This window comes from Streptomyces sp. NPDC057697 (genome assembly GCF_042799335.1).
Classification (GTDB): Bacteria; Actinomycetota; Actinomycetes; order Streptomycetales; family Streptomycetaceae; genus Streptomyces.
In genome coordinates this window covers 34,773-47,213 of record NZ_JBHVJA010000005.1, presented here as the reverse complement: position 1 = coordinate 47,213, position 12,441 = coordinate 34,773, and the positions used below count along the sequence as shown (strand labels likewise).

Here is a 12,441-nt window from a genome sequence, read left to right as displayed (position 1 = left end):
GTTTCTCCTTCTCCGTCGCTGCGTCTTCTGTGTCGTGCGCGCTGCGTCTTCTGTGTCGTGCGTACTGCTTCTTGTGCGTCGTGCGCACTGCTTCTTGTGTGTCGTGCGCGCTGCTACTTCTGCGTCGTGCGCGCTGCGCCTTGTGCGTCGTGCGTACTGCTTCCCGTTCCACGTGCCGCTTCTCCGGCGCGTTCAGCCCTGCGGGCCGTTGCGCGGGACCGAGACCGTGACCCGCAGGCCGTGCGGCTCGTGGGCCGCGAAGCCGAGGGAGGCGCCGCCGGCCGCCAGGAGGGCCTGCGCGATGGAGAGCCCGAGGCCGGAGCCCCGGATGTTCTGGTGCTGGGTGCTGCGCCAGAAGCGGTCGCCGATGCGTTCCCGCTCCGCCGCGGTGAGACCCGGTCCGCGGTCGGCGACGACGATGGTGACGTGGTCGCGGCCGGAGGCGACCGTGACGACGACCTCCTCACCGGCGGGGGTGAACTTCAGGGCGTTGTCGATGATCGCGTCCAGGGCGCTCGACAGCGCGACGGGGTCCGCCCAGGCGGTCACCGCGCAGGCGCCGTCCGCCCGGAGAACCACCCCCTTCGCCTCGGCGACCGGCCGCCAGGAGGCGACGCGCTCCCCGGTGAGCGCGCCGATGTCCTTGAGCTGGAGATCGGCCGCGGCGTGCTCGGCCAGCGCCAGGTCGAGCAGGTCGTCCAGGACCTGCGCGAGGCGCTTTCCCTCCGTGCGCACGGAGGCGATCTCCTCGTTGCCCTCGGGGAGTTCGAGCGCGAGGAGCTCGATCCGCAGCAGCAGCGCGGCGAGGGGGTTGCGGAGCTGGTGCGAGGCGTCGGCGACGAAGGCGCGCTGCTGCTCCAGCACGTCCTCGACGTTGTCGGCCATCTCGTTGAACGACCGGGCCAGGCGTCTCAGTTCCGGGGGCCCGCCGGACGCCGCGACCCGTGACCGCATCCGCCCGCTGGCGATGTCGTGGGTGGCCGCGTCCAGGGTCCGTACGGGCAGCAGCACCCAGCCGGTGAGGCGGATCGCGGCGCCGACCGCCACCAGCATGGCGACCGCCTCGCCCGCCGCGATCAGCAGCCAGCCGCGCAGGGTGCGCGAGCGCATCTCCGCGGTGGGCGAGTCGAGGACCACCACGGCGACGACGTCGCCGTCCCGCACCACGGGCGAGGCGACGACGACCCTGCCGTCCTGCCACGGCCAGACCTGCGGCGGATCGTGGCTGCGCCGCCCCAGCAGGGCCTCCTTGAACGCCCGGCGCCCCTCCCCCTCGATGGGGAGCTGCCAGACCGCGGGGGCCTTCGCCATGGCGCTGTCGTCGCGGTAGAAGACACCCGCGCGGATGCCGTACACCGAGGCGTAGGTGCCGAGTTCGCTCCGCAGGGTGCGCCGGCGCTCGTCGTAGCCGTCGCCGCGTTCGGTGACGAACTGCGCCAGCGCGGCGAAGCGTGCCGTGTCGTCGATGCGGTCGATCACGACGCGCTGCTGCTGGGCCGCCGCCACACTGACGGCCAGCGGGAAGCCGAGGGCGAGCAGCACACCGGCCATGAGCACGATGAGCAGGGGAAGCAGCCGGGTACGCACCTGGGACGTGCGCCTCTACGCGGACGGGGCGACGAGGCGGTAGCCGACCCCGCGCACCGTCTCGATCAGTGCGGGCAGCCGCAGCTTGGAGCGCAGGGACGCGACGTGCACTTCGAGTGTGCGCCCCGTGCCCTCCCAGCTCGTGCGCCACACCTCGCTGATGATCTGCTCCCGGCGGAACACCACTCCGGGGCGCTGGGCGAGCAGCGCCAGCAGGTCGAACTCCTTGCGCGTGAGCTGGACTTCGGCTCCGTCGACACTGACCCGGCGGGTCGGCAGCTCGATGTGGACGTGCCCGAGGCGCAGCGCGGCGACGGGCGTGGGCACGGTGTCCTCGCCGCTCGTGTTGCGCCGGCTGACGGCATGGATACGGGCGAGCAGCTCGCCGGTGTCGTACGGCTTGACCACGTAGTCGTCGGCGCCGAGGTTGAGGCCGTGGATCCGCGAGCGGACGTCGGCGCGCGCGGTCACCATGATCACCGGGGTGGAGGTGCGCTTGCGGATCTTCCCGCACACCTCGTAGCCGTCCTGGTCGGGCAGGCCGAGGTCGAGGAGGACGACGCCGAACGGCTCCGTGTCCGCGGGCAGCAGTGCCTGCAGGGCCTCCTCGCCGCTGCGCGCGTGCACGACCCGGAATCCGTGCCGGGCCAGGATGGCGGAGAGCGCGGCCGCGACATGGTTGTCGTCCTCGACGAGCAGCAGTCTCATTGGCCTCCCTCTCCGGGTCCCCGACGGTCTCGATCGCGCGGTGCCGGTACGCGTCGGCAGAAGCTTCGGTGCGGTCTCTCGTACGCTCCCGGTCACTTCCCCGTACCGAGACGTTTCACGTCATGGCGTACCAGGGCATCCACTCCGATGAGAGGCAGGTCAGTCAAGGCCCGCCCGCCGCATCCGGCCATCTGTTATCCACCCGGTACGCCACGTGCGTCACAGCCCGCACCCCGTTCACACGGAGTGTCCGGTTGCCGCCGGATCGTTATCCTCAATTTCCGCTCAGATGTAATGACGCTGGTAGCACCCCGTCACTAGGGTCCTTCCCAATCGAGGAGGACGGAGCAAGAAGCCGATGAGCGGAGTTTCAGTGACCAAGGGCGCCGAGGACGCCGCGCCCGCGGCGAACGACCTTGTCGTACTGAGCAACGTCAACAAGCACTTCGGCGCGCTGCATGTGCTCCAGGACATCGACCTGACCATCGCCCGTGGCGAGGTCGTGGTCGTCATCGGGCCCTCCGGGTCCGGGAAGTCCACACTGTGCCGCACGATCAACCGCTTGGAGACGATCGATTCGGGCGCCATCGCGATCGACGGCAAGCCCCTGCCCCAGGAGGGCAAGGAGCTGGCCAGGCTGCGGGCCGACGTCGGCATGGTCTTCCAGTCGTTCAATCTCTTCGCGCACAAGACGGTGCTCGAAAACGTGATGCTGGGCCAGATCAAGGTCCGCAGGACGGACAAGAAGGCCGCCGAGGACAAGGCCCGTTCGCTGCTCGACCGGGTGGGCGTGGCGACGCAGGCCGACAAGTACCCGGCCCAGCTCTCCGGCGGGCAGCAGCAACGCGTGGCCATCGCACGGGCGTTGGCGATGGACCCGAAGGTGATCCTCTTCGACGAGCCGACATCGGCGCTCGACCCGGAGATGATCAATGAGGTGCTGGAGGTCATGCAGCAGCTCGCCCGGGACGGCATGACGATGGTGGTCGTCACCCATGAGATGGGCTTCGCGCGCTCGGCCGCGAACCGGGTCGTCTTCATGGCCGACGGGAAGATCATCGAAGAGGCCGCTCCCGACCAGTTCTTCAGCAACCCGCGCAGTGACCGGGCCAAGGACTTCCTGTCGAAGATCCTTCACCACTGACGACAACGACCTACGGCATAAGGAAAGTTCATATGAATCTCCGCAAGTCGGCCGCCGTCGCGGCCATCGCCGTGCTCGCCCTGACAGCGACCGCCTGTGGTGGTAAGGAGGGCTCGGCCGGTGACAAGCCGACCGGGACCAAGCCCGGCGCCTCCGGTGCCCCCGAGCTGCCGAAGTACACGGTCGCCACGGGCGTCGACCTGGACTCGCCGACCTTCAAGGCGGCGAAGAAGCGCGGCAAGCTGATCATCGGTGCCAAGGCCGACCAGCCCTACCTCGGCTTCGAGGACCAGTCGACGAAGGAGCGCTCCGGGTTCGACATCGAGATCGCCAAGATGATCGCCGCCGACCTGGGCTTCTCGGCGGACCAGATCGAGTGGAAGACCGTCGACTCGGGCATCCGTGAGACCGCGATCTCCAAGGGGCAGGTCGACTACTTCGTCGGCACGTACACCATCAACGACGAGCGCAAGAAGCAGGTCGGCTTCGCCGGCCCGTACTACATGGCGGGCGCCGACCTGCTGGTGCGCCAGGACGAGAAGTCCATCACCGGCAAGGACTCGGTGAAGGGCAAGAAGGTCTGCTCCATCGTCGGCTCCACGCCGCTCCAGGAGATCAAGAAGCCGGAGTACGGCGCGAACGTCGTCGAACTGGCCAAGTACTCCGACTGCGTCCAGCAGTTGCTGACCAAGCAGGTCGACGCGGTCACCACCGACGACTCGATCCTCAAGGGCTACGCGGCGCAGAACTCCGGCAAGCTCCGCGTCGTCGGCAAGCCGTTCACCGAGGAGCCCTACGGCGTGGGTCTCAACAAGGACGACAAGGTGCTGCGCGACGCCATCGACACCTCGCTGGAGAACCACGTCAAGGACGGCAGCTACCAGAAGATCTACGAGGCCACGCTGGGTCTGTCCGGCTCGAAGTACACCGCCCCGCCGGCCGTCGAGCGTTACTGACGTAGCCGGTTGGCTGAAGTGCCCCGTGCGCGTGTCCGCCTCCCCGGACGCGTACGGGGCACCCCCTCCCCTGCCCCGATGCCGCTGCCCGCCGACGCGGAGACCTCATGAATGTACTGCTCGACAATTTCCCAGAGTTTCGCGACGGCTTCATAGGAACCGTGTCGATCACCGCCGTCAGCTCGGTCATCGCGCTGGTCCTCGGAGTGGTCGTCGCCGGGCTCAGGGTCTCGCCGGTGCCCCCGCTGCGGATCTTCGGCACCGCTTGGGTGACACTGCTGCGCAACACCCCGCTGACTCTCCTCTTCCTGGTCTCCTTCTTCGTCGTACCGGAGATCTTCTTCCCGGGCATGAGCCCGTTCCTGCTCGGCTCGCTGGCACTCGGCTTCTACACCTCGTCGTTCGTCTGCGAGGCGGTCCGCTCGGGTATCAACACCGTTCCGCTGGGACAGGCCGAGGCGGCCCGCTCCATCGGCATGACGTTCTCCCAGACGCTGCGGATCGTGGTGCTGCCGCAGGCCACCCGGACCGTCATCCCGCCGCTGAGCAGCATCTTCATCGCGCTCACCAAGAACTCGGCGATCGCCGGCGCCTTCAGCGTCACGGAGCTGTTCGGCTGGCAGAAGCTGATGAGTGACCGCGGCTACGCCATCACCCCCGTCTTCATCTGGGTGGCCCTCGGCTATCTGGTCGTCACCTTTGCCATCAGCGGTCTGTTCTGGCTGATCGAACGTCGTATGGAGGTCGCCCGATGAGTGCCAGCGTTCTCTACGACACACCGGGTCCCAAGGCCACCGTCCGCAACCGGCTCTACGCGGTCGTCGGAGCCCTGGCCATCGTGGCACTGCTCGTGATCAGTGTCGTGCGGCTGTCCGACAAGGGCCATCTGGCCCCGGAGATGTGGGACATCTTCAACTACGCCGGCATCCGGCAGAACATCGCCGACGCCGTGCTCGCCACGCTGAAGGCCTTCGGTCTGGCCGCGGTCGGTTCGCTGATCCTCGGGGTGCTCCTCGCGGTGGGCCGCCTCTCGGACCACAAGCCGGTCCGCTGGCTGGCCACCGCCTTCATCGAGCTGTTCCGCTCGATCCCGCTGCTGATCACCATCTACGCGATCTGGGTCGGCTTCCTCACCGACTACTCGATGTGGGCGCTGGCACTCGGTCTGTCGGTCTACAACGGCTGTGTCCAGGCCGAGGTGTTGCGCGCGGGCATCAACTCGGTGCCCAGGGGACAGGGCGAGGCGGCCTACGCGCTGGGCATGCGCAAGACCCAGGTCATGGTCGGCGTGCTGATCCCGCAGGCGGTACGCGCCATGCTGCCGACGATCATCAGCCAGCTCGTCGTCACCCTCAAGGACACGTCGCTGGGCTTCATCATCCTGTACCCGGAGCTGTTGCAGACCGCCCGTCTGATCGCCTCCAACACACAGGTGAACGGGCAGTACCCGTACGTGTCGACCATCGTCGTCATCGGCGCCATCTACGTCGGCATGTGCCTCCTGCTCTCGGCGCTCGCCACCTGGATCGAGAAGCGCGGACGGCGTACCCGGTCGGGAATCAAGACCGCCGTGCCCACCGGCTCGGGGAACACGGCCGACTTGCCGGGCTGATTCCACCGACGCGCACGCGCGGCACCGGCAGCACGCACGGGGGGCGCACCCGGGGCCGCCGGTACGCCGTCGCTCGCCGTCGATGACGGGCGCGCCGTCCTACGGCTCGTCGCACGGTGTTCCGAGGGGCGGTGGCGGACGAGCCACCGCCCCTCGCCGCCGTCCGGTGTCGCTTGACGCGGGCACCGGCAGTAGGTTGCATACGTTCTGTGATCGCGCCCCCTGCCCCCGCCGCCACACTCCCTCCGCCGCCCTGCCCCGATTCGAGCCGCGCGCCCGTCCCGTCCGCCGCCTCGGCGCCGTTCGTACGGATTCGAGGTGCCGTCCCGTGGACCCGGTGATCGTCGTCGGCGCCGGGCCCGTCGGTCTGGCGCTGTCGCTCGCCCTCGCGGCGCAGGGGGTTCCCTCGGTCCTCCTCGACGAGGATCCGGGCAAGGAGGAGACGCGCCCCGCCCGCACCGTCGTGCTGCGCGAGGACACCGCGGCCCTGGCGGAGCGGCTGGGGTGCAAGGCGCTCCGGCACGAGGGGACGCAGTGGTCGGGGTGGCGGTCGATGCGGCGCAAGCAGCTGGTGCGTGAGCTGTCGCTCGGCGAGGACTCCCCCGGGGGCGATCCGCTGCCCGCCCCCGTCCATCTGCCGCAGCACGTCCTGACGCGCGGGCTGCGGGACGCGGTGGCCGCGCAGGAGCTGGTACGGGTGGCCCCGTACAGCCGGATCGACACGCTGGAGCAGGACCCGGCCGGCGTCACCGTGCACACCAGGGGACCGAACGCGACCTGGTGGCGCGGGAGTTACGTGGTGGGCTGCGACGGCGCCAGGTCCACCGTGCGCAAGCTGCTCGACATCCGGTTCCCCGGGCGCACGGCGGTGGAGCGGCATGCCGTCGCGGCGCTGCGCACCGAGCTCCCCTGGCCCGGACAGGCCGTGCTGCACCGGCTGCCGCCGTGGCGAACCGGCGGTGCCGAGGTGACGGCACGTCCGCTGCCCGACGGCGTCTGGCGGCTGGACTGGCTGCTGCCGCCGCGTGGCGAGCTCGTCACCCCGGACGCCCTGATCACCCGGGTCCGGGACACCCTGGCGGGCTGGTGCGGCGAGACACCGCCGTACGAACTGCTGGACACGGGCGTCTACACGCTGCACCACCGGCTGGCCCTGCGCTGGCGGGCCGACCGGGCCTTCCTGGCCGGGGACGCCGCCCATCTGCTGGGCGCGCTGGGCACCCAGGGGCTCGACGAGGGACTGCGGGACGCCGAGAACCTGGCGTGGAAGCTGGCCCAGGCCTGGCACCACGGCCCCGCCGACGCCCTGCTCGACAGCTACCAGGCCGAACGGCGGGCCGCGGTCGCCTCCCGGCTGCGCGCGGCGGACCAGTCGCTGCCGATACTGCGGGGCGGCGGCGGACTGCGGACGCTGGTCCCGGGGAGCGCACGGGGGCACGATTCCCTCCTCACCGATGGGCATCTGGGGTGCGGCCCCCTCGGTGCGCCCCCTTCGTACTCGCATTCGCCCCTTGCGCCCCCACGCGCCGAGGCGCACACCTCTGTCGGTACGCCCCCCGGTGCGCCGGTGACCGATGTGCGGGTGACGGCGCCCGACGGGACGACCGTGCGGCTGCGGGAGCGGCTGGGGCAGGGGCATCTGCTGGTGGTCCTGGTGGCGCCCGGCACGGGGGTGTGGGACCGGCGGCACTGGATGACCGCCGGTGTCATGCCGCGCCTCGCCGCGGCGGTCGACGCGCTGCCGATGAAGGGCGAGCTGCTGGTGACCGAGAGCTACCCGGGGGCTTCGGCCCACACCGTGCTCCTGATCAGGCCGGACGGCCACCTCGTGGCGTCGTTCGGCGGGGTGCGGCCCCGGGACCTCCTGGCGGCGGCGGAGACGGTACGGGGCGGGCCGGGGCACGCCTCCGTACGTTCCGACCAGACTGCGGGCATCAATTGACCGCTGCGGACGCACATGGTGTACTCCGAACCGTGACCGACACCGATGTGCGCCTGTGGCGGAGGGTCCATATGGACCTCGTCCGCTATGCGGGCTGCGTGTGTCGGCCGTCCTGCTGAATCGCCCTTCCCTGCCCCGCCTCGCGCGCTGACGTGCGGGCGGGCATCCGCGCGAACCCTCAGGACGGTCTCCGTGTCTGCCCCTGCCTCACCCTCCGTGCCCACGCCTGCTCCCGCGTCCGCGCGGCTGTCGTCCAGCCCTGCCTCGCCTTCCGTGCCCACCCCCGGTACCGGGAGCGTGCGGCCGTCGTCCACGCCTGCCTCACCTTCCGTGCTTACCTCCGGTCCCGGGTCCGCGCGGCCGTCGTCCACCCCTGCCTCACCCTCCGTGCCCACCCCCGATTCCGGGTCCGCGCGGCTGTCGTCCGCCGCCGGTGGTTCCGGACCGACGGAGGCGGAACTGCTCGATTTCGTCCGTCGTGTCGCCGCCGACGCCGAGGCCGTGGCCTCGCTCCCCCTCGATCCCGAGGGGCGCACCTGGGTCCAGCTCGAAGGCCCCGGCGGCAGCGAGGCCTGGCTGATCGGCTGGCCACCCGGCACCGGCACCGGCTGGCACGACCACGCCGACTCGGTCGGCGCCTTCACCACGGCGGCGGGCACCCTCAAGGAGCTGTCACTGGCCGCCCGGCTGCCCACCGACGGCTGGAAGACCCTGGAACTCACCGAAGGCATCGACCGGAGCCGGGAGTTGGCCACCGGACAGGGCCGGGCCTTCGGTCGTCACCACGTCCACGAGGTGCTGAACGAGTCCGCCACGGAACACGCCGTCTCCGTCCACGCGTACTATCCACCACTGCCGAGGATCCGGCGCTACAGCCGCACGGGCGACCTGCTCCGCCTCGAACAGGTCGAGCGGCCGGAGGACTGGCAGTGAGCACCGGCTTCGAGGACGGTACGGAGCCGGTCGGCATCGATGAGCTGCTGGAACGGGTCCGGGCCGGATTCGTCAGGGTCGGCCCGCAGGAGGCGGCCACCGCCGCAGCGGACGGCGCCCTGCTGGTGGACATCCGGTACGCGGAGCTGCGGGAGCGGGACGGACTGATTCCGGGCGCGCTGGTCGTCGAGCGCAACGAACTGGAGTGGCGGCTCGACCCGCGGGGCTGCCACCGGGCCCCGCAGGCGGTGAGTCACGACCTCCGGATCGTGGTGATCTGCAACGAGGGCTACGCGTCGAGCCTCGCCGTCGCCTCCCTGAGGCAGCTGGGGCTGCACCGGGCGACGGATCTGATCGGCGGGTTCCAGGCGTGGCGAGCGGCGGGGCTGCCGGTCACGGTGTGACGGCTGAAGCCCGGTACGACGGCTGAAGCCCCGTACGACGGCTGAAGCCCGGTACGACGGCTGGAGCCCCGTGCGACGAACGGGGCGGTGCTGCGGGATGGGTCCGGCGGCGGGGGTGAGCTCGGCGGGGTGGGATCGGCCCGGCGGCGGGATGGGTCCGGCGAGGCGAGATGGGCCCGGCGGCGTGGTGCGGTGCGGGAGTTCGCCGAGGCCATGCACCACACCATCGCACCATCGCACCACCCGCGCCGGGCCTCCGTGGTCACTGTCGGGACATGGCCGCCTCCACCGGCCCGACCCTGAGCGCGAGCCGGCCGGGCAGTGCCGTGGCGGCCAGTGCCAGCAGTGCGGCGGCGCCCACCACCGTCGCGTACAGCAGGGGCAGCACGCTGGGTGCCGCACTGCCGGTCATGCCGATGCTGAAGGCGGTCAGTACGGCCAGGGCGATGCCGCTGCCGAGGGCCGTGGAGATCAGCAGCACCGCCAGAGCCTCGGCACGGAGCATTCTCAGGACCTGGCGCCGGGTCGCGCCGGCCAGCCTCAGCATGGCGAACTCCCTGATGCGTTCGGACACGGACATGGCCAGGGTGTTCACGACGGCGATGGCGGTGAAGGCCAGGATCAGGCCCATGGCCAGGTAGTTGACCGCCGCGTTCTCCTGCACACGGTCCGCCTGGAGCCGGTCGGCGGTCTCCGGTGACAGCACGGAGACGCCGGGGAACTGCCGCAGCGCGGCCGCGAGTCCGTCATGGCTGCCGTGCCCGGCGACCAGAACGGTGGCGGCTAGCGGGTTGTCCATGTGTCCGGCGAGCAGGTCGTGAGGGAGTGTCAGGTCGCCGAAGCCCAGACCGCGACGGTAGACGGCGGCGACGGTGAGGGTGGCGGGGGTGCCGTCGCCGAGGTGGAGCCTCAGCGCACTGCCGGGGCGGAGGCCGAGCCGGTCGGCGGCGAGTTCGCTGATCGCGGCGGTGTCACGGCCGCGGACGAATGCGGTGAGCGATCCGCTCATGACGTCCGGGTCCCATGTGCGGGCGAGTCCGGCCCGGGTGACGCCCTGGGCCTGGTACTTGTCGAGACCGACGCGCACCGTGGTCCGTACGACCTCCGTGGCGGCCGTGACACCCGGCGCCCCGCGGACCGCCCCGGCGGCCTCGGACGGGATGCCCGGTCCCTGCGCGGCCAGTACCCAGGTGGCACGGACGCCGTCGCGCGCCTGGTCGCGGGCGGCGTCCCCGAGGGTCGGTTGGACGAAGAGGACCGTGCAGGTCATCCCGATGAGCAGGGTGAGCGGGGTGACGACGGAAGCCATCCGGGCGGAGTTCCCCCGGATGTTCGCGGTCGCCAGGGAGCCTCCCGCGCCAGCCGCCCGCATCGGTCCGGCGAGCAGCAGGGACGCGAACCTCACCAGATAGGGCCCCAGAAGCGAGACGGCCGTGGCCGAGACGACGACGGCGAGGAAGGTGACGGGGGTCGCGGCGGCCTCGGTACGCAGCACGCTCAGCACGCCGACGAGAGCGGCCCCGCCCGCGAGCAGCACCAGGCCCGCCACGATCCGGCCCCGGGCCGGGCGACGCCCGACGGCGGACTCGGCCATGGCCTCGGCGGGCCGGATGCGGGCGATACGGCGGCCGGAGATCCTCGCCGCGGCCCAGGCCCCGAGCAGGGTGACGGCGAGCGCCGCGCAGGCCGGGAAGATGCCCGCGGTGCGTTCCAGGGTGACCGGGACGGCACCCATGTCGATGAATCGACCATGCAGCCAGCCGGCGAGGGGCAGTCCGGCGAGCACGCCGAGGACTCCGGCCGCGGCGCCGACGACGAGAGCCTCGCGGCCGAGGAGACGGCGGATCTGGCCCGGGGTGGCGGCGATGGCACGGAGCAGGGCCAGTTCGCGGTGGCGCTGCTGGATGGAGAGCGCGAAGGTGCCGACCACGACGAGGATCGCGACCAGGAGCGACGTACCTCCCATGGCGCCTCCCATGGAAACCAGTTTGATACGGGCGCCTGCGGCGTCCAGGAACTCGACGGGACCCCGGTCCTCGCCGGTGGCGACCTGGGCGGAGGTGCCCTTGAGCGCCTGCTCGACCCGCTCCTTCAGCCGCGCGAGGTCGGTGCCGGGCGCGGGGGTCACTCCGACAGCGGTGATCCGGCCGGGACGGGCCGCCAGGCGCTCCGCCTCGCCGGGTGAGAAGAAGAGTGAGGACTGCTGCCGGAGGTCGCTCCGGCCGGCCGGAGCCGCGATACCACTGATGCGGTACGGGCGGGGAGCACGGGTGGACTGGACGACGAGCCGGTCCCCCGGCTTCAGACCGTTCTCTGCGGCAAGGACACGGTCGATCACCACATCGTCATCGGCGGAGGGGGCGCGGCCCGCGACGAGGCGGAAGGGAGTGAGCGGGGCGGAGGCCCAGGAGTGCCCGTACGAGGGGCGACCGGGGACATGCGCCAGGGGCCGGGGCTCGGACCGATGCTCGGACCGGGACCCTGCCTTGCTCACGGACTGGACCCGCGTGTCCTGACGACCCGTGTCCTGATTACCCGTGTCCAGTTCACGCGTGTCATGACGACCCGTGTCCAGTTCACGCGTGTCATGACGACCCGTGTCCAGTTCACGCGTGTCCTGGTCAGACGTGTCCTGATCACGCGTGGGACCACTGCTCGTGGCGTGACCACGCGCAGGGCCGCTGCTCGTGGCCTGGCCGCCGAGGGGCAGGCTGCTCATCGGCTGGGCCATGAAGGTCAGCTCGGGAACGGCCTTGCCCACGCCCTCCAGGGCGCTGACCCGGTCGAGAACGTCGGCGGGAAGCCAGGCCCGCTCGGCCACCGGCTTCGCCTTGTGCTTGACCTTGGTCTTTCCGTTGCCCTTGTGCTTGATCGTGGTGCGGTGGACGTTCTGGTCGGCGGAGACCACGAGCGGCGCGGCGGCATAGCGCTCGGTGGCGATCCGCCCGCGCAGGCCGGTCTCCAGCAGGGTGCCGCAGGCGGTGATCAGTGCGGCGGCGCACATGAGAGCCAGGAAGGCGCCGAGGAAGCCGCCTTTGCGGTCCCGGATCGTCTGTAAGGCGTAGCGCAGCATCATCGGACGTCCATCTCTCTTCTGTTGTCGTGCTTCGGGGTCGAGGTCGTCGGCGAAGCCGGAGTCCGGACCGGGGCCCCGC

Annotated in this window: 11 protein-coding genes; 8 read left to right on the top strand and 3 right to left on the bottom strand. The window is 71.0% G+C overall.

Annotation, left to right across the window (positions count from 1 at the left end; all coding sequences use genetic code 11):
- Window positions 1-192 precede the first annotated feature (192 nt).
- Both ACFVFH_RS15765 and ACFVFH_RS15760 read right to left on the bottom strand, forming a co-directional pair.
- Complete coding sequence (locus ACFVFH_RS15765; RefSeq protein WP_383768138.1) at window positions 193-1,587, bottom strand: ATP-binding protein; 1,395 nt, start codon at window positions 1,585-1,587, stop codon at window positions 193-195.
- A 15-nt stretch (window positions 1,588-1,602) separates the two neighbouring features.
- Window positions 1,603-2,295 carry a response regulator transcription factor gene (locus tag ACFVFH_RS15760; RefSeq protein WP_383768135.1) on the bottom strand — a complete coding sequence of 231 codons (693 nt, stop codon included), beginning with the start codon at window positions 2,293-2,295 and terminating at the stop codon, window positions 1,603-1,605.
- Between the two features lie 358 nt (window positions 2,296-2,653).
- Between ACFVFH_RS15760 and ACFVFH_RS15755 the strand changes: the two genes are divergently transcribed.
- The 8 genes from ACFVFH_RS15755 (at window position 2,654) to ACFVFH_RS15720 (ending at window position 9,286) form a co-directional block, all read left to right on the top strand.
- Window positions 2,654-3,439 (top strand): amino acid ABC transporter ATP-binding protein, encoded by a 786-nt coding sequence (locus ACFVFH_RS15755; RefSeq protein WP_383768133.1) that lies wholly within the window; start codon window positions 2,654-2,656, stop codon window positions 3,437-3,439.
- 32 nt (window positions 3,440-3,471) lie between these two features.
- The gene (locus tag ACFVFH_RS15750; RefSeq protein ID WP_383768130.1) at window positions 3,472-4,395 is read left to right on the top strand and encodes a glutamate ABC transporter substrate-binding protein; all 924 of its coding nucleotides are present in this window, start codon (window positions 3,472-3,474) and stop codon (window positions 4,393-4,395) included.
- Between the two features lie 107 nt (window positions 4,396-4,502).
- Window positions 4,503-5,150: an amino acid ABC transporter permease gene (locus ACFVFH_RS15745; RefSeq protein WP_383768128.1), complete on the top strand. Its 648-nt coding sequence runs from the start codon at window positions 4,503-4,505 to the stop codon at window positions 5,148-5,150.
- Entirely contained in the window at window positions 5,147-6,007 is an 861-nt protein-coding gene (locus ACFVFH_RS15740; protein WP_383768126.1) for an amino acid ABC transporter permease, read from the top strand. The genes ACFVFH_RS15745 and ACFVFH_RS15740 overlap by 4 nt, the downstream gene beginning before the upstream one ends.
- A 328-nt stretch (window positions 6,008-6,335) precedes the next feature.
- Window positions 6,336-7,949 carry an FAD-dependent monooxygenase gene (locus ACFVFH_RS15735; protein ID WP_383768124.1) on the top strand — a complete coding sequence of 538 codons (1,614 nt, stop codon included), beginning with the start codon at window positions 6,336-6,338 and terminating at the stop codon, window positions 7,947-7,949.
- Window positions 7,950-7,981: 32 nt separating this feature from the next.
- On the top strand, window positions 7,982-8,068 hold the full coding sequence (locus ACFVFH_RS15730) for a putative leader peptide (protein WP_311605579.1): 87 nt from the start codon (window positions 7,982-7,984) through the stop codon (window positions 8,066-8,068).
- A 268-nt stretch (window positions 8,069-8,336) separates the two neighbouring features.
- Window positions 8,337-8,882 (top strand): cysteine dioxygenase, encoded by a 546-nt coding sequence (locus ACFVFH_RS15725; RefSeq protein ID WP_383768122.1) that lies wholly within the window; start codon window positions 8,337-8,339, stop codon window positions 8,880-8,882.
- Window positions 8,879-9,286, top strand: coding sequence for a rhodanese-like domain-containing protein (locus tag ACFVFH_RS15720; protein ID WP_383768120.1), 408 nt, complete (start codon window positions 8,879-8,881; stop codon window positions 9,284-9,286). Before ACFVFH_RS15725 ends, ACFVFH_RS15720 begins: the two co-directional genes overlap by 4 nt.
- Window positions 9,287-9,548: 262 nt before the next feature.
- Here ACFVFH_RS15720 and ACFVFH_RS15715 read toward each other — a convergent pair whose 3' ends face one another.
- Window positions 9,549-12,362: an FtsX-like permease family protein gene (locus ACFVFH_RS15715; RefSeq protein ID WP_383768117.1), complete on the bottom strand. Its 2,814-nt coding sequence runs from the start codon at window positions 12,360-12,362 to the stop codon at window positions 9,549-9,551.
- Window positions 12,363-12,441 lie beyond the last annotated feature (79 nt).